Below are 23,983 nucleotides of genomic sequence, written 5' to 3' on the forward strand. Positions count from 1 at the left end.
GCGGGGCGGGACCGAACACGCAAACGGATCTCCTGGGGCGAGCCGATGGGGCGCATGGCGCCGGCGTCAAGAATGGCGCCGCGGCGCGGATGAGGCGTGGTCGGAACGGTGAAGTTCACCTGAGTCGCGCAACAGGACTCCGTGGGGTCGCCAGCGGCCGTGTTCCGTCCGCAGCAGGAACCGGCTCCGAGCTCCCGGGCACCCTCCGGGGCCCTCCCGAGCGCAACAGGGGGCGGCGCGGCGGGGCAGCGGTGTCGCCCGGCCGGTACTACCGTGCGGGGAGTGACGGGAACCCAGGCCGACCACACCTGGTCGGAATCGATGCCGGCGGCGTACGAGCAGTACCTCGTGCCGGTGGTCTTCCGGCCCTTCGCCGAGGACCTGGCCGCGCGGGCGGCGGCCCTCCACCCCCGGCGCGTCCTCGAGCTGGCGGCCGGGACGGGGGTGCTGACGTCGATGCTCCTCGCGACGACACCCCCGCCGGCCGAGGTGACGGCCACCGACCTCAACGATGCGATGGTCGCCCTCGGGTCGGCGCGTGCCCCGGGGGCGCTCTGGCGGCAGGCGGACGCACAGCGGCTGCCCTTCCCGGACGGGGCCTTCGACCTGGTCGTCTGTCAGTTCGGCGTCATGTTCTTTCCCGACCGGGTCGCGGCCTTCGGCGAGGTCCGGCGGGTCCTGGCCCCGGGTGGCCGGTTCCTGTTCAACACCTGGGGTCCGATCGGGGAGCACGCCTTCGAAGCCGCCCTGCAGGCAGGCCTGGAGCGGGCCTTCCCGACCGATCCGCCGCTGTTCTTCCCGACGGTTCCGCACGGCTACGCCGACTCGGCCGCTGCGGTGGCGGACCTGACGGCCGCGGGGTTCGTCGTCGAGGAGCAGCGGGAACTCACGCTGCAGGGCCGGGCCGAGTCCATCGCCGACCTCGTCACCGGGTATCTCACGGGTACGCCGGTGCGTGCGGCCGTGGAGGGGCGCGGTGGTGGGCCTGCCGTCCGGGAGACCGTCCTCGCCGAGATGACGGCCCGCCTCGGCCCGGGGCCGGTCACCGCGCCGATGGCGGCCCACGTCTTCCGCGCCACGTTCTGACCCCGCGCCGCGGCCGAGGTGTTGCGGGTCACGGCGTGGTTGACGTCGACGCTCATCGCCGCCGAGGAAGTGGTCGAGGCCGGCGGCCGGGGTGGACGATCTTGCGCAACGGACTCTGCGCCGAGCTCTTCGGAGCGTTGCCGACGTGGACGCCCGATGGGCTGGAGTCGGCTTTACTGATCGTTTCAGAATGAATGGCTTTGACGACTGACGGCGTATCCGGGCAGTGTCTGCAGGATGTCTGTCGATCTTGTTCCTGACGACCTCTGGAAACGGGTGGCTACGCTGCTGCCGACGCGGCCTGCACGGCGTCATCGCCATCCTGGACGACTGCCAGTGCCTGACCGGGTCGCGCTGGGCGCCATCCTGTACGTCTTGTGCACGGGCGTGGCCTGGCGCGGCGTGCCTATCCAGATTGTGGGTTGCTCCGGCGTGACCGCCTGGCGCCGTCTGCGGGACTGGACAGAGGCCGGCCTCTGGCCCCGCCTGCACGCAGCACTTCTCGCGGAGCTGCGGGCTACTGGTCTGCTCGAACTCGCCTGCAGCATCATCTGCCTCCGGCGGCTCCGGCAGGCAGTCACAGCCCAGCAGTAAGCTCCCGATGCATGACGTACCTCCCATACGACAGGCCCGCGACACGTTGCCGTGAGCCCCTCCCTGAGCCCAGCACTGGGGAGAGGGACGACAACATGCTGATCGAGAGGCTGCGGGCTCGTGCGTGGGACCCGGGCCGGCGCTTCGACGCAGCGGACGTTCCTGTTGCGTGGATAACCGAGCGTTACGGCAGCGAGCGGTTGGACCAGGACCGAGACGACATCGTGTCGTATGGCAGCAACGGAACAGTCCAGCTCAAGGCGGGGGCCGAGGAGGTAGCCGTCTACTACGCCGATGCTTCCCGTGGGCCGCTGTTCCCACCGATCGCTCTGGCCGAGGTGGAGAAGGCGGAACGACGAATCGGACGCCCTCTCCCCGAACTGCTGCGGCGCGTTTACACCGAGGTCGCCAACGGTGGCTTTGGCCCTGACAGTGGACTCGCCTCCCTGACCGAGGGCAACCGTCCACTGGGGCACCTCTACGACTGGCCGTGTGCGGTCAGCGTCTACGAACGGAACCGGACTCAGGGTGTGCCGGCATCGTGGCTCCACCTCGCGTACGGCGGCTGCACGATGGAGTGGCACCTCTCTTTGACTGCGGTCGACAACCCGGTGCTCCTTTACGACGCTGACGGTTGGGAGCCCACATGGGGCGAAGACCCGCATGACGGCCTGCGGCATGCGTCGTCATCGTTGCGACGTTGGCTCTGGAGCTGGGCTGATGGCGGCGACGTATGGGACGAGGTCCTCAACCGCCGCTCCGCCTATGAGTGACGTCTTGCCGTAAGCCCATCTGATTCTGAAACGATCGGTGCGGCGAGGGCGCCCTCTCCGCGGTGGCTCGGGCGGACCCGGCCGCAGCCGCACCCGCAGCCGTCGTCGCCGCCCACCCGAGCGTGCACGTCGACCGCACGTACGACCCCGTCGGCGCACCGATCACCGCCGCCGGCGTCGCCGAACGCCTCGGCGTGCCCCACCGGACGATCGGGCTCGGCGAGTACCGCGCCCGGCTCCTCCCGGACGACGCGCCGCTGCCGTTCCAGCCGTCGATGCTCGCCTCGATCGCCACCGGCATCCGCCACGGGTTCCTCGGCAACTCCAGCCCCGGCCTCGTGGGACTGCTCGACCGGCTGCCCACCGGCGCGTCGGCCGTTGCGGCGGACACCGCGGCCGCGACGCGTCCCGGCGCACGCTGACACGGACGGATCGTCGCAACGCGCCGCTGTCCCTCCTGTGTCCACGATCCGCAGCGGATCTACCCATCCCCCCGGCAGAAGTACGCCGGGCCGTACTTCTGCCGGGTGAAGTGCCTGGTCGGCCCCGTCCCGGCGCGGTTGGCTGGTGCCGACCCGGCCGGAGCCGACCAGTCCCGGCCGGGCCGGTCCGTCGCTCACCGCCACGCCCCCTCGTGCGCGGCTGCGCGACGGACCGGGGAGAACCCACAGGCTCCAGATCGCCGGCGTACCGCACCCGGGGACGCCGGCGGTCGCCTTCCACCGGGGAAAACCACCGTGAGAACCAGCCGGCGGACACCGGCGAGCAGGGCTACGCGCGCTACGACCAGTGGTCCTGGGTGACCTCGTACAACGCGTTCGCCGACGACCAGCGCCTGGTGATCTTCCAGGACGGCCGGGACGACGTGGCCGTCGGGTCCGGAACCCTGATGAACACCTGGTCGCACGCGGCGGAGAACAAGTACGGCTACGGCACGGGCAACGCCCCGTCGCCCTGCGCGGTCCGGGACCCCAGCCGGCCGCTGACGACATCCACCGCGAAGGCCGGCAAGGTCACCAGGCCTCCTGCCCGTCGCACTGACGGCCGGCAACGGCGCGACGGGTGAGAACACGATCAACGGACCCGGTCCGGCGCCGCACGCAGCGGTGCCGGACCGGGTCCTCGCGTTCCCGCGACAGGTGCTCGACGGTGCGCGCCCGCCGCGCCGCGGTGGCGAGGGAGGAGGGGACCGCGGCGGACCGGGTACCGGGATCCCCTCGCCGCCGGCGGCGTTTCGCCTGCAAAAGTAGAGTCGTGCATACTTTTGCAGGCGAGGTACGGCGTTCCGGCTGGGCCGACTGACCAGGGGAAATCCAGACATGGACACCGGCACACCGGCCACCGGCGGCTTCGCCGCGCTCCTGCACGGTCTGCGGACGAGGGCCGGGCTGAGCCAGGAGGAGCTGGCGCACGCGGCGGGCGTGAGCGTGCGGGCACTGTCGTACATGGAGCGCGGACGCTCCCGGGGACCGCAGCGCCGCACCGTGCAGGCCTTGGCCGCGGCCCTGGGTCTGGACGCGGCCGCTGCCCGGGAGCTGGAGCACACCGCGAGCCTGGGGCGTCCCCGCCGGGCCCCCGCGACGGACGCTCCGGCCCCTGCCGCCGTACCGGACGCCGCGGCGCGGACCGGCGCGCCCGATCTGCTGCCGCGCGCGCCGCGCGGCTTCCACGGACGGGCGGCCGAGCTCGCCGCTCTGTCCCGGGCCGCCGGGGGCGAGGCGCCCGTCTGCCTGGTCATCGGGCCCGCCGGGGTCGGGAAGACGGCCCTCGTGCTGCACTGGGCCCACCACGGCCGTGCCGGATTTCCCGACGGGCGGCTCTACGCCGACCTGCGTGGCTTCGGCGACACGGGCGAGCCCGCCCCCATGGAGGTGCTGCGCGAGTTCCTCCTGGCGCTCGGTGTGCCGCACGACCGGATACCGGAGTCGGTGACCGGAGCCGCCGCGCTGTTCCGGTCGCTCGCCGCCGAGCGCCGGATCCTCGTGGTACTCGACAACGCACGGGACTCCGAGCAGGTCAGGCCGCTCCTGCCGGGCGGGCGCCACTGCGTCACCGTCGTCACCAGCCGGCACCGGCTGCCGGGGCTCATCGTCACCGACACCGCCACGCCCGTCGCCGTCGACGTGCTCGGGCCGGAGGACGGCACGATGCTCCTCGCCGGGGTACTGGGGACGGAACGCGTACGCGCGGAGCCGGCGGCCGCGCGGCGGCTCGCCGAGCTGTGCGACGGGCTGCCCCTGGCCCTGCGCGTGGCGGCCGCCCGCCTGGCGCAGCGGCCCTCCTGGTCGCTGGCCGCGATGGCCGCCGAGCTGTCCGACGAGACCCGCCGGCTGAGCCTGCTGGACGTGGAGGACACCGGCGTGCGGGCGGCGTTGCGGCTGACGCTGCACCAGCTCCCGCGGGAGGTCTCCGGTCTGTTCGCCCATCTCGGCCGCCACCCCGGCACGCACGTCGACCGGTACGCGGCGGCGTCCCTCGCGGATACGGACCCGGCGGCCGCCGAGACCTCCCTGGAGCGGCTGGCCGTCGCGCACCTCGTCACGGAGTCGGCGCCCGGCCGGTGGACGATGCACGATCTCGTGCGCCTCTACGCACGCAGCCTGGCCGCCGGGCCCGATGCTCTGCGGCGCGTGCTCGACCACTACATCGCCACGGCCCTCGCGGCCGTGGCGGTGGCCGAGCCCGGCAACGAGGACTGCTTCCCGCTGCCGGCGGATCACCGGCCGCCCGCCGCCGTGCGGGAGTTCGCCGACCGGTCCGCCGCCGTGGCCTGGTACGCCGCCGAGAGGGACGACCTCACGCAGGCGGTGGCCGCGGCGCACGCCGCCGGACTGCACGACCGGACCTGGCGGATCGTCATGACGCTGTGGCCGCTGATGGTGTGGCGGGTACGGGACGGCTGGGTCCCCCTGCTGGAGACCGGCCTCGAAGCGGCCCGCGCCGACGCCGACGCGTACGGCGAGTCGCGGGTGCTGAACGTGCTCGGCTGGGTCCTGACCGAGGAGGGACGCATCCCGGAAGCGCTCGCCCACCTGCGGGCCGCCTCCGCACTCGCCTCCCGGGCCGGTGACGCGGTGGCCGAGGCGAACGCCCTGGTCGTCCTGGCCCTGGCGCAGGCCGCGCTCGGCGGCCTGGACGAGGCCGCGGAAGGCTGCGGGCGGGCGGTCGAACTGGCGCGCAAGGCCGGCGACCGGACCATCGAGCGGCTGGCCATGCAGCACCTCGCCCGGCATTGGGCCGACGCGGGGAAATGGCGTCAGGCCCTCGACACGGCGACGGATGCCCTGGCCTTCGAGGACCGGACGGGCACGGCCGACGTGCCCCGGATCCTGCTCCTCATGGTGCGGGGAGAGGCGCTGCTGGGGCTCGGAGAGGAGGCCGAGGGCATCGCGCAACTCGACCGGGCGGCCCGGGAAGCGGAGTCCTCCGGCAACGAGGACGGCGCGGTACGGGCGCTCGGCGCACTGCTGCGGGTGTCGCCGGACGCGGGGCTGCGGGCACGCTACGACGCGGCGGTCGCACGACTCACGCAGCGGACGTGAACCCGCCGCGCACATGGCCGGCCCGGCGTGTGCCACGCGTCCCGGGCCCCGGTCCCCGGGCCCCGGTCCCCGGGACGGCGACGGGCCGTCGCGGGGACCGGGGCCGAGCCGTCCGGCCTACAGCGGGCGTCTGCTGCCGGACAGGGAGAGCGAGAGGACCCAGGGCTGGTCGGAGAGCGTCTCGACGTCCTGACGCGACAGGGTGCCCGTCAGGACCGTGCGCCCGGTGCCGGCGGCGTTCACGCCCGCCCGGCGCAGCTGCTCCAGCTGCCCCTCCGACGGCGGCTCCGTGAGGCGGACGAGGACCAGCAGGTCCCGGGCCGCGGGGTCGACGTCCCCGGCGCCGAGGGCCCGCCCGAGGGCGGCGTCGAGCTTGCGGTAGTCCACGTCCACGTCCGTCCTCAGAGTCCGGTGGCGTCCAGGAGTCCATGACCCCACCGGTGGTCCACGGCGCCCTGGGGGCTGCCGGGAATGGCCGCGTTGGCGTTGAGCAGGGATTTGAACGCGGCCGGGTCGCAGTGCGGATCGCGCTGGAGCACGAGCGCGGCGATCCCCGCGATGAACGGCGAGGCCATGCTGGTCCCCGCCATGGCCACCTCGCGCTGACTGATGACGAGCGCCCGCGGCTGGTCGACGGCCTCCCGGGACAGCGAGGAGACGATCATGGCGCCGGGGGCGGTGATGTCCGGCTTCTGGGAGCCGTCCCGGAGGGGGCCCTCGCTGCTGAAACCGGCGATCTTCCCCAGTTCCAGCGACGGCGCCTGCTCGGCGACGCCGTCGATGTCCTTCCAGTCCGTACGCGTGGTGAAGGCGGCCACCGTGATCGCCGACGCCGCGGCCCCGGGCGAGCCGATCTTCATCGCGTCGTCGACCCCGGGACCGCTGAACTGCGGCTGGGGCCGAGCTTCGGAGTCCCCGAGGATCCACACGTCGACCCGGCCGTCGCCGTTCACCGCGTCGCCCCGCACCAGCAGGCGCCACTTCCCCGGAGCAGCGTGGGGGGTGTGCGGGCCGGCGGACTTCGGATCCACCTGTACGAAGAAGTTGACGTCCCCGTTGTCCGGACCGGGGCCCGGAGTGGTGATCTGGACCGTGCCCTCCGGCAGGTCGAACTCCACCGTCTCCTCCCCGGGCCCGCGTACGGGCTGGAAGGGGGTCGAGGCGCCCGACGGCGTGCCGATCGCGACCTCGAACCGTTCCGTGCCGGCGTACCACCCGTTGAGCCAGAACGTGTCGGGCCCACCCCGCAGGACGCCCGGGTGGCAGGGGACGGAGGCGGTGGCGTCCTCGGTGACCGTGAGCTGCGCGTGGATGTCGTCCTCGCCCTCGTTGCCCGCGGCGCAGCAGACGATCCTGCCCGGTCCGGACTCCTCCGCGATCGCCTGGGACATGGCGTCGGTGCCGTCGTGCGCGTCGTGGTGCCCGCCGAGACTGAGGTTCACCACCGCCGGCAGGCCCAGATCGCGTGCCACCCGGAAGACGTACTGGATGCCGTCGGTGATGTGGGCGTCCCGGAAGTCGGTCTTGACCATCACCAGACGGGCCCCGGGAGCCACTCCGTCCTTGCCGGCGGCGATGCCCGCGACGTGGGTCCCGTGCCCTTCCGTGTCCCGGGACGGGGTGGCCGCTCCGATGCCGGTGAACTCGACGCCGTAGCCGCCCTCCGGGACTCCCTCGCCGCCCTGGACCGTCTGGTCCCAGATGCGGTCGATCCGGCCGGTGAAGGCCGGATGCCTCGGGTCGATACCGGTGTCGACGATGCCGACGACGACTCCCTTGCCGGTGAGTTCGGTACGCGTGCGGAAGTCGGGCACGTGCACCTTGGCCTGCGCCCGGTCGAGGAGCGGACGCAGCTGCGTGGCGGGGACGATGCGCCGGACGCCCGGGTGTGCGGCGAGGTCCGCCAGGGAGTCCATCGGGACGATGGCGGTACGGATCCGCTTGCCGCCCGCGTTGAGCTCGACGCCCTCCCCGAGGTCGCCGTCCAGGGGTACGTCCGGATCGCACACGAGCGACACCACCACCCGCAGCGGTTTGGCCCGCTCCCGGAGCGAGACGAGCCCGAGCATCCGGCCCGTCGCCGCCAGCGGGGAGCGTCTGCGGCCCTCCTGCTGGTATTTCGTGTAGGTGGCTGCCAGTTGGGGTGCGAGCTTGCTGTAGTCCATGGCCGCTTCTCCCTCGGAGTCGCCAGGAACCGGACGTACCGGCTTCCTTTCCACACTCGGCCCGGGACGGCCGTGGCGGACGGCCGACAGGCCTGCCGCGGGGGGGACGTCACTCCATCGATGGGCGAAAAAACCATTCCCTGGACGGCCGCCCGGCCCATTCCGTCTCCTCCGGCTCCGGCCGGGCCCCGCACCGGCTCGGCCCGTGCATCCGGCACCATGATCCGATGGCCTCCGCACCCCCGCACCCCGACCGCGAGCTCCCCGGCCCCGCCGCACCGGACCGCGCTCCCGCCCGTCCGGACCGCACCCGCGCCGCGGCGGTGGCGGCCGCCGTGCTGACCGTCGGCGCGGGGCTGGGGCTCAGGGCGGTGACGGCGGGGGACGTGGCCAAGTACGGCGGCGACGCGCTGTACACCGTCCTGCTCCTGGCGCTCGTCGTCGTGGTCGCCCCGCGGCTGTCGCCCGCGCGAGCCGCGGCGATCGCGCTCGTCGTCAGCTGGGCGGTCGAGTTCCTCCAGCTCGGTCCGGTGCCCGCGGAGCTCTCCCGGCGCAGTACCCTCGCCCGTCTCGTGCTCGGCTCCACCTTCAACGCCCCCGACCTGGCCTGGTACGCGGTCGGCGCCGCCGCGGGCTGGCTGGTCCACTCGGCGCTGCGACGGGCCCGGCGCGGCGATCCGGAGCCCGCGCGCGCCGGGTGGCGCAGGCGGTGACTTCTTCCTCTCCTATGATCTGATCAACTCCCGGTGTTCCGCCCCCTGGTGGGTGCGGGCCGGGAGCTTTCACAAGGAGAGGCAACGGGGATTTGGCATTCATAGGCAAGCGCCGGAAGGCAGCGATGGCGGCCTGCGCCGTGGCGGCGGCCGTGGGCGGAGGGCTCCTCGCCCCCACCGCGTTCGGTACCGAGGACTCCGGAGGCGGAGCGGAAGCCGCCGAGACGGTCACGATCCCGCCCGTCGAGGACGCGCCGGACGCCCACGCGCCGGACTCCGCCACCTACACCAGCGACAACACGGCCTTCAAGGGCGGGGTGCTGACGCTCGGCGACCCGGCGGGGCCCGCACCGCGCCCGGGCATCACCACGACCGCCGGGGCCGGCACCGCCAACCCGCCCTCGGGCGAAGGGTGGAAGCTGAGCGGCGCCACCCAGTGGCTGACCACCGGCTACACGATCAGGTTCTACGACCAGAAGTCCGCGGACTGGCTGGCCCCGTACGCGAAGGCCACCGCCGCCGACCTCCAGCGGATCACCACGCTGCCGGTCACCGTCGACACCAGCCCCGTGGGCTGGGACCACGTCCGCGCCAAGGGCGAGGTGATCGTCGGGGTGCTGCACCGCCCGTGCGTACCGCCCGCCGACGAGGGCAGCATGGGAAGCACCGGCTGGAAGGTGGTCCGCGACGGCTCCGGGACCGCCAACCTCAGCTGCGGCTTCACCAATTCCTCCGTACCGCAGACCGTGACCAGCGGACACGCCTACATCGACGACTCGTTCTTCACGCCGCAGGGCAAGCCCACGGCGGCGATGGGGGAGACGTACATGAGGAACCACGTCAGCCACGAGATAGGCCACACGCTCGGCCTCACCCACGCCAACCGCAGCCTGACCAAGGGCGACTGCGTCAAGGGGACCGACTCCGGGGAGTTCCCGGTCATGTGCTCGCCCACGTACGCCTACCAGGACAAGCGGGCGGGTACCTACGTCCAGCAGTTCGACGTGCAGGGGCTGCGGCTCCTCGCCGCCGGGGCGGGTGCCGCGCTGCCCCCGCAGGGCAGGGTGACGGGCCTGGGCGGCAAGTGCCTGGACGTCAAGGGCGGCAAGGCGGCCAACGGCACGCAGATCCAGCTGTACACCTGCAACGGCTCGGTCGCCCAGTCGTGGATCCTCGGCAAGGACGGCACGTTCCGCGCGCTGGGCAAGTGCCTGGACGACTCGCGCAATCTGGCCGCCAACGGCAACAAGATCCAGCTCTACGACTGCAACGGCTCGCCCGCGCAGCGCTGGACGGTCAACGCCAAGGGCCAGATCGTGCACGTGGCCTCCGGCAGGGTACTGGACGTGACCGGCGGCAAGACCGTCAACGGCACCGCGGTACAGCTGTACGCGGCGGGCGGCGACAAGCGCCAGGTCTGGGTCGCACCCAAGTAGGCGGAATCCGGGCTCCGGGCGGCGCGGGGAGCCGAAGCGAGGGATGCTGGGGGCGTGCGGTGGCCACGCTCGGTGCTGCTCGGGCTCAGGACCCGGGCAGGGGAGGAACTGCTGCTCCGGGTCGCCGGCCCGGCGGCGCGGCAGCGGCGTGCCCGTATCCACGGCGCTCCCGGGCCGCGCTGGTTCGAACCCGGCCGTCCGATCCGGACCGTGCATGCGGATGCCTCGATGTACGTCGGCGGGCTCGCCGCCCTGCTGCTGCAGTCGCTGCACCCGGTCGCCATGGCCGCCGTCTGGGCGCACTCCGGGTTCCGCGGCGACCCTTGGGGCCGGCTCCAGCGCACCAGCACCTTCCTGGCCGTCACGACCTTCGGCACGGCCCAGGACGCGGAGCGGGCCGTGCTCCGGCTACGGGGAGTGCACGAGCGGATAGCGGGGGTGACCGCCGAGGGCGTGGCCTACCGGGCCTGCGACCCGCACCTGCTCGCCTGGGTCCACAGCGCCGAGACGGAGTGCTTCCTGCGGGCCCACCAGCGCTACGGCCGCCGGCCCCTGGACGGTCCGGGACAGGACGGGTACGTGGCCGACATGGCGTACGTCGCGCGCCGGCTGGGGGCGGAAGGGCCGCCGGAATCCCGCGAGGAGCTGACCGCCCGTCTCGGCGCGTACCGCGGGGAGCTCCGCCCCACCGCCGAGTCACGGGCGACCACCGGCTACCTGCTGTCACATCCTCCACTGCCGGGCGCCGTACGTGTCCCGTACGCCCTGCTGGCAGCGGCGGCGGCAGGTCTGCTGCCCCGATGGGCCAGGTCCCGGCTCGGGCTCCCTCTCAGCGTCCGGCTGCTGTTGCCCGTGGCGGGGCCCGGCGGCCGCGTGGTCACCGCCGCCATCCGGTGGGTGACGCCGCCGCTGCCCTCCCGTGCGACGTAGCCCTTGCTCCTCGGGCCTCAGGGGGCCGTCGCACGGCCGACGGCAGCGGCGACGTCGTCGGCGAGCCGGTCGACCTCCTTGCGCAGGAACGGAGCCGCGAGCCGGGCGACGCCCTTGAAGCGGAAGGCCGCACTGTAGGTCAGCCGTGTCGAGTCCGCGGACGCCGGTGCGAACCGGAGGTCGTCCGTGACGAGGACCGTGGCGTTCTCTCCGCTGAACACGAGACGGTCGGCCTCGTGGGTGTCGAGCCGGTAGACCAGTGCGCTCGTGCGTCCCCGGAAGCGCGAGACGTTGCGCCATCGCGAGCCCGGACTCACGGGTCCCCGGTCCAGCCGGACGCATGAGACCGTCGCGGGGTCCCAGTCCTCAGCGTGCGCGAAGTCGGCGAAGTACCTCACGGCGTCCTGCATCGGGCGGGGAATGAGCATCGTGCGGACCACGTGGATCATTGTCGGCCTCCTCGGCGGACGGCTGCCTCCCTGTACGTGTCTTCCGGATTCCCCCGCGCCCCGGATGCACCACTCGGCGATGCGGACCGCCCACCCGCTGTGGCGCAAGCCGGCTCTCAGGCCGGCTTGCGCCACACGGAGACGTGCTTCGTGGAGTCCTGGGTGAACGGAGACCCGTCCCAGTCCGCGACGCGGCGTTCCGGCTCGAGCCCGGCGATCCGTGCCATCAGATCGAGCTCCGCCGGCCAGGCGTACCGGTGCCGGGAGTTTTCGCGGCGGTAGCGGCCGTCGTCGCCGTCGCGGGTGAAGTGGTGCGAGACGAGCATCTGCTCGACCAGGTCGAAGGTGTCGAAGCCGAGGTGCTGCCCGGAGACGTCGAACGGCACCGCGACCTGGCCGGGCGGCAGGAGCCGCAGCGGCGGCACACCCAGTTCGATGACGAACCGGCCGCCGGGCTCCAGATGACGTGCGGCGTTGCGGAAGCACGCGACCTGCTCGTCCTGCGTGAGCAGGTTCGTGATCGTGTTGTAGACGAGGTAGACGAGGGTGAACCCGCCGGGGACGACGGTGGTGGCCATGTCCCCGATGGCGACCGGGAGGGCGTCCTCCGCGATCTTGCGCCGCAGCACCGCTGCCATGTGCTCGGACAGTTCGATGCCCACCACCGGCACGCCGCGCTCCCGGAGCGGGACTCCCACCCGTCCTGTCCCGATGGCGAACTCCAGGGCCCGGCCGTCTCCGGCGAGCTCGGCGAGGAAGTCGAGGGCGGGTCCGAGAACGGCGGCCGAGGAGGCTTCGGCTTCCTCGGCGTCGTAGCGGTCGGCGGTCGCGCGGGTCCACGGTTCACTGCTCGTCACGGGTGGCCACTCTGCCGGGTGCCGAGGGGAGCCGTCGACGCATTTTCGCGCCGGTACGACCGGCCGCGGCCTGCCCGGGGCGGTCTTCGACGGCGGGGGGCCTGACCTGCATCCTCGCGGCAGGTTCAGCTCCAGTCGATGTCCGCCAGGCTCTCCAGCGGCTGCCGTTCCTCCAGGGACTCGGGCACCACGAAGGTGTCCGCATCGGTCATCACGGTGGGGAAGCGGATGTGGGCCTGCTTCTGGATCTCGGCGACCTTGACCTGGAACACGCGGAACTCGTCCAGCTCGAGGGATTCGGGCAGGACCAGGTTCTGCGCCAGCAGGAACGCCTTGGCCTTGAACGTGCCCTGTTCGGAGAAGACGATGACCTTCCAGAACGCGCGGGGGATCCGCACCCCGCGGAACTCCCGGTCGTCGTCCTGGAAGACGGGCCCGCCGAAGACGCTCACCTTGAGGTCCTCGACGTCGACGTCCGCGAACACCGCGTCCTCCAGCCTCCCCCAGAGGCCGTTGCGCCTGCTCTGGTTGAAGTCGTCCATCTGCGGAGTGATGTTGGTGTAGAAGAACGAGTCGTGGTTGGCCTTCTGTGCCTCGGGCAGCGGGCCCCAGCAGAGGTCGGCGCGGCGGGCGATGTGGCCGCGGTCGAGCCGGTTGCCGGCGCCCTTGTACAGCGCGTTGTCGACCTGGTCCCCGGCCGGTACGCGCGGGTCCTTGACGAAGTCGATCCCCTTGCGGTTGAGGGCCTTGAGGGCGCCGCCGTCGATGTTCCAGGCCACCCAGATCGCGAAGCGCCGCGGCTTGCTCAGCGCCAGCGAGAAGTGGGTGTACGGGATCACCTCGGAGCCGTCGATCCGTACGGCGGTGTCCTTGATCGAGGGGTTGAGCGACGGGACGGGCACCGGCACGGAGAGGAACCCGGGGGCGTACCCGGCGGCCAGGGATTCCAGGGAGGCCACGGCCGGCGGGTCCAGGGTGACCTTCAGCTGCTCGAAGACGGCGCGCGGGAAACAGGCCAGCGCCCGGTCCACGGGGTCGGATGCGTCCTCCCCGCCGAAGTGCAGGCCGGCCAGTACGTCCGAGGGCCTGCCGGCCCGCGTCTTGAACATCCAGGCCGAGCCGGAGTCGCCGTGCGTGCTGATCTCCCCGCCGGGTGCGGGGTGGCGGGGGTCCGGGCCGATCTCGAAGCACTCGATCTCCTTGGTCCCGACCGGCGGTCCGTAGGGCACCCGGACTTTGGCGAAGGGGCGGGTGACGATGCCGTGCGTGACGCCGGTGGTGCGGCCGGACTTGACGACCTTGTCGTCGATGTGGGGCTCGCCGAGCTGCTTCGGTGTGACGCCGAGGCCGAGGATGTCCGTGTCGACGCCGCGTTCGGTGATGGTCGACACGGCGCAGTCTCCGGCCGTGCCGAGGTGGGCGCGCCGCAGGACGCCGAGGCGGTTGGCGGCGAGCCGGCTGTCGTCGTCCGTTCCCGGTTGGACGATCTCGTCGCCGTTCCTGCCGCTGTGTCCGCTCAGCACGTGCCAGTTGCTGAGCATGCAGGTGGCGCCGTCGTTCTTGTCGAAGACGATGCAGCCGAGGGTGCCGGCGTGCAGGTGGACGCTGCCGACGCTCACTCCGGGGCGGACCGGGTCGACACGCGTCTGCCGCTCCGGGGTCTGTGCCTCGGGGACGACGAGGAAGTGCGGCTGGTAGCTGCGTTCGATCACGTCGGTGCGCAGGGTCCGGCCGCCGCCGAGGTCGATGACCGGGGGGATCTGCGTGGTGTTCAGCGGGGCCAGGCCCTCCGGGGTGACCTTGGTGTCGACGGTGAACTGGAGGGTGAGTTCCCTGGTCCGCCGCCCCTTCGTCTCCCGGTATCCGATGCCGATCGAGGAGATGTTGGGGTCCTTGAGGTATCCGGACCCGTGGGTCCGGATGTACTGCTTGGCCGAGGCGATGAGCTGTTCCTGCCCGTCCGCCGTGGCGGCGGCCCCTGAGGTGGCGGACGTACGCTTCTTGGCGGTCATCGGGGTCTCCTTCCGAAAGGAGTCGGGTTCCCCGAGTTGGTTGAAACGGAAGCGAACTGACGCGCTGCGAGCACGCGTGGGCCCTCGCCGTGCGCGTGTACGTCCAGCCTACGGCGGGCCCGCGGCGAGAGCGCGCCGAGTGGCGGGGGCGCATGGCCACGGGGCGCCCGGTGCCGGAGGTGCGCGGGCGCCCGGGGCGGTCCGGGCCCCCGACGCCGAGGGCCGGGCAGCGGCCCGCGGTCGGGCACGGCGGTCAGGTCAGGCGGAAGACCGGGCCCCGCGGGGTGAAGGGCAGACCTGCACCCTGGGGGATGAGGTAGGCGTGCTCGCGGCGGATGCGCAGGCTGTCGCACCAGCCGTCGGTGATCACCAGGAGCGGCGCCGCGGGCGGGAAGTCCTCGGCGCGCTGGAGCAGGTCGATGCCCGGCTGGAGCACCGTGCCGCCCCGGCCGCGGACCCGGACCCGGCCCGCGATCTCGGACGGCGGGACGTAGCCCGCGTCGTACGGCGCCGCGTCGCAGAAGACGACCCGCGCCGCCGGCACGTCGCGCGCCTCGGCGTACGAGGCGATCGCGCCCAGCGCCTTTCCGAGCAGCGCGGCGTTCATCGACCCGGAGGTGTCGAGCACCACGCCGAAGGTGCAGCGGGCGGTCTCCTCGGGCGGGAAGTACCGCCCCGCGCGCGGGATGTCCGGGGTCGAGGCCTGGCGGCGCGCCGGGCGGGCGTAGGACCGTACGGCCTGCGGCCCGGGGACGTACTCGTCGAACCAGCGGGCGAGCCGGGCGTCCCAGGGCACCGGCGGGTGGGCCAGGGCCCGGATCGCCTGGACGAGTCCGGCGGGCAGCAGGCCGCGCCCGTCGCGCAGGTGCAGGTCGAAGCCCTGGACGAGGCCGCGCCGGTAGAACTCGTCGAGATCCGCGAACGGACGCCCCGTGCCGTGCGCGAGGGGCTCGCCCAGGACGTCCCCGGCGCCCTTGCCGCGCAGGGTGGCCAGGCGCCGCATCCGGCGCGGGTCGCCGGCGATCCGGTCGTACACCTCCTCGACGGAGAGCCCGCGCAGCGCCGGGTCGTGCAACAGGCCTTCGGGCATGCTGCCGATCCGCATCTCCACCAGCCAGTCGTTGACGACGTAGTCCGCGGCGACGTTGTGCAGGTACGGGTCGCGGCCGCCGCGGCGCTCACCGTGGCGCAGGGCGGCGTGCAGCATCTCGTGGGCCAGGATGAACCGCCATTCGTCGTCCTCGAAGGTGCGCAGCGGGTTGATGTAGATCTCGCCGGCGGTGGCGCTGACGGCGGCGACGGCGATGTCCTGGGCGCGGGCCAGTTCGGCGTCGGCGACGACGGTCAGGCCGGCGGCGAGCCCGCCGAGCAGCGGGTACGAGGAGACGAACCAGTTCAGGGCCCGGTCCCAGGGGCGCTGGGCGACGCGTTCGCCGGTGGTCCGGTCGCGGCGGCCGCCGGCCACGTCCATGGCGGCCGAGACGCTGCGGGTCAGGGCGGCGGCGAAGCCGGTCTGCCAGTCGGGCACGGTGGTGTTCCAGGCCCGCCAGGTGGTCAGCACCTGGTCGGGGCCGCGTCCGGCGGTGCCGCAGTGTTCGTAGGCGGGCGGGATGCCGTCGCGGCGCCAGCGGGCGGCGAGCTCGTCCTCGTCGCCGCCGGGGTATGCGGCGGGCAGGTGGTCGGGGGCGCGGCCGACGGGGAAGGTCAGCAGGAAGCGGTTGACGACCGCGCAGCGGGCGGCGAGGTCGAAGGGGTCCGGCTGGGTGCGGTTCTCGTCCGCGGCGGCCGGGACGTGCCCGAAACCGAGGTGGAGCAGGGCGTGGGCGAGGGCCCACGCCCACTCGCGGGGTTCGGCCCGTCGGGTGGGGTGGACGTGGACGACGCCGTTGGAGGTGACGGCGGCCAGGCCCCCGTCCGGGGACTCCGGGCAGGCGGCCTCACGGCAGATCGTGCCGTCGAGGGCGCCGAGGGCCGGGTTCCGCTTGACCAGGGCCAGGCCCTCGGCGAAGGCCTGGGCGGCGGGGTCGGGCTTGGCGGCGGCCTTCGCCCGGGCCTTGCGGCTGCGGCTCACCGGCGGGCCTCGACCAGGCGGGGCATGTCGCGGGCGGCCTCGATCAGGAACCATCCCGGCAGTACGGGCAGGCCGTTGGCGTCGTCGGCGATGACCGTCTGGGCGACCTCGACGGAGATCTCGGCGAGCTGGACGAGGAGCGACTTGAAGCGGTGGATGTGCTGGCGCAGGGCCGGCGAGACGTGCTCCTTCTGCGCCGGGAGCTCTTTGAGCAGGCGGCCCCGGAAGGCCTCCGCGAGGTAGTAGAGCAGGTCGCGGTCCTGGAGCCGGGTGGGCCAGGAGGCGTCGCCCTTCAGGATGGCGTCGATGCCGAAGGTGTGACGGACGATCTTGGCGTAGCCGCAGAAGGAGACGGCGTGGGCGGGCGTGAGGGTGCCGTGGGCGACCACCTTGAGGGTCTGCTCGTCCAGCTCCGCGCCGAAGGAGTGCAGGGCGTCGGAGAGCATGTGCCAGGAGCGCGGGGTGGAGAAGGGCTCCTCGGTCTTGGGCGGCTGTGACCAGAGGTGGTCGGGGCGGTCGGTGAGGTAGTCCGTGACCCACGGGTGGATGCCGTGCTCTCCGGCCCACACCAGCCAGTCCTGCGCCGACGCCTGGAGGTGGACGTGGGTGAGGCGGTTGACCAGGGCGGAGGCGATGGGGCGGGCCAGCGCGTTGTCCGTGGCGCGGTTGCCGGCGCCGATGACGACGGAGCCGGCGGGCAGTTCGTAGGAGCCGATCCGGCGGTCGAGGATCAGCGAGTAGAAGGCCTTCTGGACGTCCGGGCTAGCGGCGTTGAGCTCGTCGAGGAAGAGGCAGTACGGCTCGTCGCGGGCGATGGCCTCGGGCGGGCAGAAGACCGAGCGGCCGTCACGGATCCGGGGTACGCCGATCAGGTCCTCCGGGGCGAGCTGCGTGCCGAGGAGGCTGACGCATTCCAGGCCCAGGGAATCGGCGAACTTCCTGACGAGCGAGGACTTCCCGATGCCGGGCGCCCCCCAGAGGAAAACGGGCCGCACGGTGGCGAGGCCGAGCAGCAGTTCGGGGATCTGGGCGGGGGTGACGGTGACGGCGGCCTGCACGGGCGGTGACGTCCTTCGGGGTGGGGCGGTGTGTGGTGCGGCCAGTGTGGTCACACCGGACACAGCCCGGCATCCGGTTTTCCCGCCCGCGCGCGCGACCAACACCCCGCTCCTTACGAGAAGTCGCTGTCCCGGATGGTGTTCCGGGAAGCTCCGGAACGGGAGGACGCTGCGATTCCCCGACGTACGACGACGCCGCGGGCGGAGTCGGACTCGCCGGTGATCGCCTTCAGGGGAGGAGCGGTGCGCCTTCGGCCGTACCGCGATCCCGCTGCGGTTCCGCGGCCTCGAGCAGGCACTGGCGGTCGTCCGCGCTGAGCAGCCCGTCCGGAAGGGTCTCGTCGTCCAGCAGCGCGCGCAGCTCGGGAGCGTGTGCGGCGAAGGCGGCCCGGCACTGTTCGCGTTCCGGGTGGTCGCGGTCGTTTCCGAACAGCCCGGCCCGGCCTTCGCCGTCCGCTTCGACGGGTCGGGACAGCTCGGCCACGACGGCCAGCAGGACGACCACGTCGGGGCGCACCGCGAGGTCGGGGAGGGCCGCCAGGCGGATCAGGAAGGGCAAGGCGGTCGGCATCGCCGCGCTCGGGTGGAAGATGTCCTTCATCAAGAGGTTATCCAGTACGCGCAGGGCCTCGGGGCCGGCGGCCCGGTCGAGGAGCGCGCGGAGGAGGACCGGGATCCCGGCGGGGCAACCGGGAGCCTGCGACCAGTCGGCATCGGCGCAGCCCGCCAGGGCGGGGTGGTCGTGTTCGGCCCGCCCTGCCTGCGGGTGTTCGCGGACGAACCGGGCGACGGCAGCCTCTTTGGCCGCCGCATCCATGACGCACATCCCTCTGCCCCCAGCTCCTGCCCGCACGGAATCGCCCCGGTGGGCGTCTGCCGGACGGGACTCTGCCCGGAGCGGCCCTCGCACGCAAGTGCCGATCCGCTGTGCGAGCCACTCGCGCCGCATCTGCTCCCGACGCATTCGAAAACGGCGGATCCGGTGGCGACGCCGAAAGCGAAATGTTCACCGACTTTATGGATGCCCTCCCTCTGGGTTTCTTCTGCGGCGCACTCCCGGAATCCTTCGACGGATTCGAGAGGGGCTGCCGTCAGGCGGGCCGGACGGTGATGGTGCACAGGCGTTTGGTGGCCCGGGTCAGGGCCACGTACAAGTCCCTTTCCCCACCGGGGCGGGCCGTGACGATCTCCTCGGGGTTCATGACGACGACCCCGTCGAATTCCAGGCCGCGGGCTTCGGACGCCGGCACGACGCGTGCGTGGTGGGCGATTCCCCGGGCCGTCAGCTCGCTCACCCTGGTGTCCGCGCAGATCACCCCCAGAAGCTCGCCCGGGTGCGCGGTGCTCTGGGCGCGCAGCTCCTGGACGACGGCGGCGGCCGACCCGTCCGCAGGCGCGGTCACGGTGCGAGGGCTCTCACCGCTCCGCAGCGACCTCGTGGGCTTCTGGTCCGGAGCGATCCGCGCGAGCAGGTCCCGTACGCTCTCCAGGATCTCCTGCGTGGTGCGGTAGCTGACGGTCAGGTGGTGCAGTCTGAACCGCGGTCCGACGTGGGGCCCCAACGCCTCCTTCCAGTCGCGTGCCGTCGCGACCGGGCCCGCCTGGGCGAAGTCGCCCACCAGCGTCATCGCCCTGCCCGGGCAGCGGCGGACGATCATCCGCCACTGCATGGAGGTCAGTTCCTGCGCCTCGTCGACGACGACGTGCCCGAAGGTCCGCTCGGGGGGACCGTCGACCAGGCTCGCCGCCTCGTCCAGCAACGCCACGTCCGCATCGGTCCACGGGGCGTCCGGACCGCGCAGGAGAAGGGACCGCTCCCGTACGGTCAGGCCGGGCAGGCGTTCGGCGAGCGCGTCGGCGTCCGTCAGGAGCGCCTTCACGAGGTCACCGGGTACCAGCCGCGGCCACAGCGCCTCGACCGCCCGGTCGACGCCGGCGTCGTCGAGGAGATCGGCTCGGATGGCGTCCAGGTCCAGCTCGTGGGCCGGACCCGGGTCGGCCGCACCTTCGGCCCGGCGCCGGGCGGCTCCCGTGAACCGGTCGAGGTCGATGCCCGTCATCCTCTCGGCGTCGGCGTCGATCTGCTCCAGGAGGTCGCCCATGTCCCGCCGCATCGCGTCGGTGACGGCGTCCACCAAGAGCTCCTTGAACGCCCGGCGGGCGGGGTTGTGCCCCGCTGCGGCCGTCACGGCCGCGTCGCGTGCCGCGGCGACCTCCCCGGCGGACAGGTGGACGACCTCCTGTCCGACCCGCACGGTGAAGTCACCGGCGGGGGCCTGGCGGACGCGCAGCAGGCCGGCCAGGGCCTCGGCGAGCGCGGAGCTGCCCTTGAGGCGCGCCGTATCGAACGGGTCCACCGCCTCGGCGGCCACTCCGGCCAGTTCCCGGCAGGTCGCCAGAACGACGTCGTTCTCCCCGAGTGAGGGAAGGACCTGGGAGATGTAGTCGAGGAACCGGGCGTTCGGGCCCACCACCAGGACCCCCTCCTGTGCGGCGCGCGGGAACGCGTACAGGACGTAGGCCGCCCGGTGCAGGGCGACCACCGTCTTGCCGGTGCCGGGCCCGCCCTGCACCACGGTCACCCCGCGGTGGGCGGAGCGGACGATCTCGTCCTGCTCGGCCTGCAGGGTGGCGACGGCCGCGTGCATCCTGCCCGTACGCCGCGCCGACAGGGCCTCGGTCAACGGGCCGTCCCCCACGACGTCCTCGTCGGTCGGGGCCGTCCCGTCCAGCAGTTCGTCGCTCACCGAGACGACCGTGCGCTCCTCCAGTCGCAGGTGCCGGCGCCGCCGCAGGCCCATCGGGTGGACCGGTGTCGCCTCGTAGAAGGGCCGCGCCGCGTTCGCGCGCCAGTCCACGAGCAGAGGCAGGTCGTCCTCATCCGTGTGGAGTCCGATCCGCCCGATGCGCAGGGCCGTTCCATCGGTCCGGTCGATGCGCCCGAACACCAGCCCCTTTTCGGCACCCTCCAGCCGGCCGATTTCCTTGGCCAGACGCTCGGCGGCGATTTCCCTCTCGTATGCCTCACCGGCGCTTTCCGCCGGGGACCCGAGCACAATCGCCCGATCTGCTCGTGCCTCGGAAATCCGCTCGGTGAGTAACGCGTACACGGAGGACACGTAATCCCGCTCCGATGCGACTGCGCGCACAGCGGGACCATTCGTTTTCGACAACAGGGGCTCCTTCGATCCGGCCCACACCATACGGTCGAAGATCCCTGAAAGTAAGTCTTGACTTACTTGGTGGAAGATGGCCCTGTGACTGGATTCATGACGGCTGACCGGTGCGGCCGTCGCGAATTCCGCTGTTCCGTATATCGCTCGTCGTGCTCACCGCGCCCGCCCGGACGCCGCTGCGCGGCGCAGCCCCTGCGCCGGGTCCACCCCGGCTCCCCGCCCGGCGCACCCGCAGGTGCGCCCCCGCCAGGAGCACCAGCACCCCGACCGTGAGCGCGGTGTTCACGGCGTACTTCACGGGGAGCGAGACCTCCCCCAGGGGATCGACCGCGAACGAGAGGGCCGCGTTGACCACCAGCGCCGCGCCGGCGACCGCCAGCACATGATGGCCGCCCCACCCCGCACCACGCGAGCACCACAGCAGCAGGACCCCACCGAGCGCCAGAGCCGCGATGTCCACCGCGGTCCCGGTCCAGGTCGACGGCGCCAACTGGTGCACGGCCAGCAGCACCACCGCGGCGCCCCCGGCCACCCACGGGGACACGGCCCGCCGGGAAGTGACCCGCCCGGACACGAGCCGGCGCGGCAGGAGGGAGGCCGCAGCGGCGAGCGCGAGCACGGCCACCGCCGTCACCCCGAGCTGGACGGGACTCGCCAGGAACGTCCGGGTGTGCTCGTGGGTGAACACGACCACCGCCAGGACGTACAGGACCACCACCACCGCCGTCCCCGCACGGCCGAGCCACGGCCGGCCGGCAAGCCGCGGAACGCACGCCTCCACCACGGCGATCGGCGCGGCGAAGCTCCAGATCACATGCCCCGCGACGAACCCCAGCAGCTGCTTGACGCTCACCCCGGGAACGGGGAGGAACGTCGGCATCCGCTCCTGGTCCCAGGACGGCTCGGCCACGAAGTCGGGGTTGAAGAGGCTCTGGTCGACCAGCCCCGCCTCGACCAGGCCGAACGCCGCGCCCAGCAGCAGGATCGTCGGCCACCCGCGCCCCGTCCGGCGGGCGGTCTCGCGGATGAGCACGGCGACGGTGCCGTAGAGCGGGGCCAGGACGAGCAGGCCGGACAGCAACTCCAGCGGGCGACCGATGATCTGGTCGTACCCGATCAGGTACTCGGCGCAGACCGGAGCGAGGACGAGGAGTCCCAGGACCGGTAACAGCCTCCGGGGCATGGCCGGCTCGGGCGCGGGTGCGGCAGCGCTGTCCACGAAGAGTTCCCTTCACTTGCCGGGCGGGGGGCGAGGGGACCAACATAAACCGAGTGCTCGGTCTATTAATCATCCGTGAGGATGAGACGGGAGCGGACGGGGCGCCGACCCGCCCGTCCCGCACCGCACCGCACACCCCGAGGGAAGGACGACAACCGTGAGGACCGTCGATCCGGTCAAGCACCAGGCCCAGCGACAGCGCATCGTGAACGCCGCGGCCGCCCTCTTCGCGGCCAAGGGCTTCGAGCGCACGACGACCGCCGACATCTGCAAGGCGGTCGCGATGAGCGCCGGGAACCTCTTCCACTACTTCCCGAACAAGCGGGCGATCTTCCTCGCCGTCTTCGACGGAGACCGGGAGGAGAAGGCCGAACGCCTCGCCCGGGCACGGTCGGCCGAGGACCCGTGGGAAGCGCTGCTGGAGACGGTCGACCTGCTCGCCGAGGCCGCCGTGCAGCCGCTCGTCCCGCAGCTGGTCATGGAGGCCATGGTCCAGGCGTACCGCGACGCGGAGCTCGAGGCGCTGCTGAGCCGAGACAACGCCGCCGAACACGCGGCGGTGAGCGCCCTCCTGACGCGGGCCGCAGCCACCGGGCGGATCGACCCGGGACTGGATCCGGACGACACGGCCACCTGGGTCCTCGCGCTCATCGCCTCGCTCTACACCAGCGCCGCCACGGACCCCTCCTTCCACCCGGCCGAGCAACTCCCCACCCTCCACCTCATCCTGCACCGCTTCCTCCGGGCCCGGGCCGACCGGCCGGCCGACTGACCGGGCCGACTGACCGGGCAGGCCCTGAGCACGGGCCGGGGCCGGGCTCCACCCCCCCCGGCTGACGCGGAGGGCCCCGTGCATCGGGGGAGCGCCAGGCCATCCCTTCCGCTGATGCCGTCCGCGGCGGTGTTTCGCCGGGCCGGGGGCCCGCCGGGTTCCTATCCTCGGAGGAGGGCGGAGCCATCGCCGCCGTACGGACGAGGGAGGCAGACGGCATGACCGATGCGGCGGACGCGGGCGAGGCCGACCGTGCACTGAAGGCGAAGCACCGGACGATGTGGGCGCTGGGCGACTACCCGGCGGTCGCCACACAGGTCGTGGCGGCGCTCGGACCGGCGCTGGTCGAGGCCTGCGGGGTCAAGGACGGGGACCGGGTACTGGACGTCGCCGCCGGGTCGGGGAACGCCTCGATCCCGGCCGCGCTGGCCGGCGGTGACGTGGTGGCCTCCGATCTCACCCCCGAGCTGCTCGCCCTGGGGCAGAAGGAGGCCGAGGCGCGCGGCGCCGTGCTGAGCTGGCAGGAGGCGGACGCCGAGGCACTGCCGTACGAGGACGGCTCCTTCGGCACGGTGATGTCCTGCGTCGGGGTCATGTTCGCCCCGCACCACCAGGCGGCCGCCGACGAACTGGTACGGGTCTGCCGGCCCGGCGGCACGATCGGGCTGCTGAACTGGACCCCCGAGGGGTTCATCGGGCAGATGTTCGCCACCATGAAGCCCTACGCGCCGCCGCCTCCCCCGGGGGCCCAGCCGCCGCCCCTGTGGGGGCGGGAGGAGCACGTACGGGCCCTGCTCGGCGACCGCGTCACCGACGTCGAGGCACGCCGGCGGACGATCCGCGTGGACGCGTTCCGCGAGCCGGAGGACTTCCGCGAGTTCTTCAAGGCCGCCTACGGGCCGACGATCGCGGTCTACCGGAACCTCGCCGACGACCCCGAGCGGACCGCCGCCCTGGACGGGGCCCTTGCCGCCCTGGCGGCCGGCGCACTGAAGGACGGGGTCATGGAGTGGGAGTACCTGCTCGTCACCGCCCGCCGCAGCGGAACGGAGACCGGCTGACGCCGCCGGCGGGGCCGGACCGGCGATCCGGCGATCCCTGACCGAGTTCGACAGTTCGTTGTGGGACGT

At 72.9% G+C, this 23,983-nt stretch carries 20 protein-coding genes and 1 pseudogene; 11 read left to right on the forward strand and 10 right to left on the reverse strand.

Going from position 1 to position 23,983, the window contains the following annotated elements:
- The first annotated feature begins 321 nt into the window (after positions 1–321).
- The 6 genes and pseudogenes from AB0469_RS29095 to AB0469_RS29120 all read left to right on the forward strand — a co-directional run bounded on the left by AB0469_RS29095 (position 322) and on the right by AB0469_RS29120 (position 5,995).
- On the forward strand, positions 322–1,086 hold the full coding sequence (locus AB0469_RS29095; protein WP_366454496.1) for a class I SAM-dependent methyltransferase: 765 nt from the start codon (positions 322–324) through the stop codon (positions 1,084–1,086).
- Between the two features lie 237 nt (positions 1,087–1,323).
- A pseudogene (locus AB0469_RS29100) lies at positions 1,324–1,623 on the forward strand (transposase); the annotation flags it as partial.
- 152 nt (positions 1,624–1,775) lie between these two features.
- Positions 1,776–2,453 carry a hypothetical protein gene (locus tag AB0469_RS29105; RefSeq protein WP_366454417.1) on the forward strand — a complete coding sequence of 226 codons (678 nt, stop codon included), beginning with the start codon at positions 1,776–1,778 and terminating at the stop codon, positions 2,451–2,453.
- 62 nt (positions 2,454–2,515) lie between these two features.
- Complete coding sequence (locus AB0469_RS29110) at positions 2,516–2,875, forward strand: hypothetical protein (RefSeq protein WP_366454418.1); 360 nt, start codon at positions 2,516–2,518, stop codon at positions 2,873–2,875.
- Positions 2,876–3,252: 377 nt separating this feature from the next.
- Positions 3,253–3,519 carry a hypothetical protein gene (locus AB0469_RS29115; RefSeq protein ID WP_366454419.1) on the forward strand — a complete coding sequence of 89 codons (267 nt, stop codon included), beginning with the start codon at positions 3,253–3,255 and terminating at the stop codon, positions 3,517–3,519.
- Between the two features lie 253 nt (positions 3,520–3,772).
- Positions 3,773–5,995: a helix-turn-helix domain-containing protein gene (locus AB0469_RS29120; protein ID WP_366454420.1), complete on the forward strand. Its 2,223-nt coding sequence runs from the start codon at positions 3,773–3,775 to the stop codon at positions 5,993–5,995.
- Positions 5,996–6,112: 117 nt separating this feature from the next.
- Here AB0469_RS29120 and AB0469_RS29125 read toward each other — a convergent pair whose 3' ends face one another.
- Both AB0469_RS29125 and AB0469_RS29130 read right to left on the reverse strand, forming a co-directional pair.
- Entirely contained in the window at positions 6,113–6,382 is a 270-nt protein-coding gene (locus AB0469_RS29125; RefSeq protein WP_366454421.1) for a hypothetical protein, read from the reverse strand.
- A 14-nt stretch (positions 6,383–6,396) separates the two neighbouring features.
- Entirely contained in the window at positions 6,397–8,160 is a 1,764-nt protein-coding gene (locus AB0469_RS29130; protein ID WP_366454422.1) for a S8 family serine peptidase, read from the reverse strand.
- 227 nt (positions 8,161–8,387) lie between these two features.
- Between AB0469_RS29130 and AB0469_RS29135 the strand changes: the two genes are divergently transcribed.
- The 3 genes from AB0469_RS29135 (at position 8,388) to AB0469_RS29145 (ending at position 11,239) form a co-directional block, all read left to right on the forward strand.
- Positions 8,388–8,873, forward strand: a complete 486-nt coding sequence (locus AB0469_RS29135; protein WP_366454423.1) for a DUF2809 domain-containing protein — start codon at positions 8,388–8,390, stop codon at positions 8,871–8,873.
- A 92-nt stretch (positions 8,874–8,965) separates the two neighbouring features.
- Positions 8,966–10,309, forward strand: coding sequence for a ricin-type beta-trefoil lectin domain protein (locus AB0469_RS29140; protein WP_366454424.1), 1,344 nt, complete (start codon positions 8,966–8,968; stop codon positions 10,307–10,309).
- Positions 10,310–10,381: 72 nt separating this feature from the next.
- On the forward strand, positions 10,382–11,239 hold the full coding sequence (locus AB0469_RS29145; protein WP_366454497.1) for an oxygenase MpaB family protein: 858 nt from the start codon (positions 10,382–10,384) through the stop codon (positions 11,237–11,239).
- Between the two features lie 17 nt (positions 11,240–11,256).
- Here AB0469_RS29145 and AB0469_RS29150 read toward each other — a convergent pair whose 3' ends face one another.
- The 8 genes from AB0469_RS29150 to AB0469_RS29185 all read right to left on the reverse strand — a co-directional run bounded on the left by AB0469_RS29150 (position 11,257) and on the right by AB0469_RS29185 (position 22,081).
- The gene (locus AB0469_RS29150) at positions 11,257–11,688 is read right to left on the reverse strand and encodes an SRPBCC family protein (RefSeq protein ID WP_366454425.1); all 432 of its coding nucleotides are present in this window, start codon (positions 11,686–11,688) and stop codon (positions 11,257–11,259) included.
- A 116-nt stretch (positions 11,689–11,804) separates the two neighbouring features.
- Positions 11,805–12,545, reverse strand: coding sequence for a class I SAM-dependent methyltransferase (locus AB0469_RS29155; protein WP_366454426.1), 741 nt, complete (start codon positions 12,543–12,545; stop codon positions 11,805–11,807).
- 125 nt (positions 12,546–12,670) lie between these two features.
- Positions 12,671–14,557, reverse strand: coding sequence for a DNA/RNA non-specific endonuclease (locus AB0469_RS29160; RefSeq protein WP_366454427.1), 1,887 nt, complete (start codon positions 14,555–14,557; stop codon positions 12,671–12,673).
- A gap of 253 nt (positions 14,558–14,810) precedes the next feature.
- Positions 14,811–16,628: a hypothetical protein gene (locus tag AB0469_RS29165; RefSeq protein ID WP_366454428.1), complete on the reverse strand. Its 1,818-nt coding sequence runs from the start codon at positions 16,626–16,628 to the stop codon at positions 14,811–14,813.
- Entirely contained in the window at positions 16,625–17,686 is a 1,062-nt protein-coding gene (locus AB0469_RS29170) for a MoxR family ATPase (RefSeq protein ID WP_366454429.1), read from the reverse strand. The genes AB0469_RS29165 and AB0469_RS29170 overlap by 4 nt, the downstream gene beginning before the upstream one ends.
- Positions 17,687–17,915: 229 nt before the next feature.
- Positions 17,916–18,503 (reverse strand): hypothetical protein, encoded by a 588-nt coding sequence (locus tag AB0469_RS29175; protein ID WP_366454430.1) that lies wholly within the window; start codon positions 18,501–18,503, stop codon positions 17,916–17,918.
- A 274-nt stretch (positions 18,504–18,777) separates the two neighbouring features.
- A complete protein-coding gene (locus AB0469_RS29180) occupies positions 18,778–20,805 on the reverse strand; it encodes an ATP-dependent DNA helicase (RefSeq protein ID WP_366454498.1) in 2,028 nt (675 codons plus the stop codon).
- Positions 20,806–20,953: 148 nt separating this feature from the next.
- Positions 20,954–22,081 carry a hypothetical protein gene (locus AB0469_RS29185; protein ID WP_366454431.1) on the reverse strand — a complete coding sequence of 376 codons (1,128 nt, stop codon included), beginning with the start codon at positions 22,079–22,081 and terminating at the stop codon, positions 20,954–20,956.
- A gap of 157 nt (positions 22,082–22,238) precedes the next feature.
- Here AB0469_RS29185 and AB0469_RS29190 point away from each other — a divergent pair, with 157 nt between their 5' ends.
- Both AB0469_RS29190 and AB0469_RS29195 read left to right on the forward strand, forming a co-directional pair.
- Positions 22,239–22,853 (forward strand): TetR/AcrR family transcriptional regulator, encoded by a 615-nt coding sequence (locus AB0469_RS29190; RefSeq protein ID WP_366454432.1) that lies wholly within the window; start codon positions 22,239–22,241, stop codon positions 22,851–22,853.
- A gap of 218 nt (positions 22,854–23,071) precedes the next feature.
- Positions 23,072–23,914 carry a methyltransferase domain-containing protein gene (locus AB0469_RS29195; RefSeq protein WP_366454433.1) on the forward strand — a complete coding sequence of 281 codons (843 nt, stop codon included), beginning with the start codon at positions 23,072–23,074 and terminating at the stop codon, positions 23,912–23,914.
- The last annotated feature ends 69 nt before the right edge of the window (positions 23,915–23,983 follow it).

Origin of the sequence: Streptomyces sp. NPDC093801, from assembly GCF_040701585.1 — a bacterium.
GTDB lineage: Bacteria > Actinomycetota > Actinomycetes > Streptomycetales > Streptomycetaceae > Streptomyces.

What these genes read in the sequence shown, in the direction of transcription:
- AB0469_RS29095 (WP_366454496.1), top strand. Translation starts at nt 322, where the DNA reads ATGCCGGCGGCGTACGAGCAGTACCTCGTGCCGGTGGTCTTCCGGCCC.
- AB0469_RS29105 (WP_366454417.1), top strand. Translation starts at nt 1,776, where the DNA reads ATGCTGATCGAGAGGCTGCGGGCTCGTGCGTGGGACCCGGGCCGGCGC.
- AB0469_RS29120 (WP_366454420.1), top strand. Translation starts at nt 3,773, where the DNA reads ATGGACACCGGCACACCGGCCACCGGCGGCTTCGCCGCGCTCCTGCAC.
- AB0469_RS29130 (WP_366454422.1), bottom strand. Translation starts at nt 8,160, where the DNA reads ATGGACTACAGCAAGCTCGCACCCCAACTGGCAGCCACCTACACGAAA.
- AB0469_RS29135 (WP_366454423.1), top strand. Translation starts at nt 8,388, where the DNA reads ATGGCCTCCGCACCCCCGCACCCCGACCGCGAGCTCCCCGGCCCCGCC.
- AB0469_RS29150 (WP_366454425.1), bottom strand. Translation starts at nt 11,688, where the DNA reads ATGATCCACGTGGTCCGCACGATGCTCATTCCCCGCCCGATGCAGGAC.
- AB0469_RS29160 (WP_366454427.1), bottom strand. Translation starts at nt 14,557, where the DNA reads ATGACCGCCAAGAAGCGTACGTCCGCCACCTCAGGGGCCGCCGCCACG.
- AB0469_RS29175 (WP_366454430.1), bottom strand. Translation starts at nt 18,503, where the DNA reads ATGGATGCGGCGGCCAAAGAGGCTGCCGTCGCCCGGTTCGTCCGCGAA.
- AB0469_RS29195 (WP_366454433.1), top strand. Translation starts at nt 23,072, where the DNA reads ATGACCGATGCGGCGGACGCGGGCGAGGCCGACCGTGCACTGAAGGCG.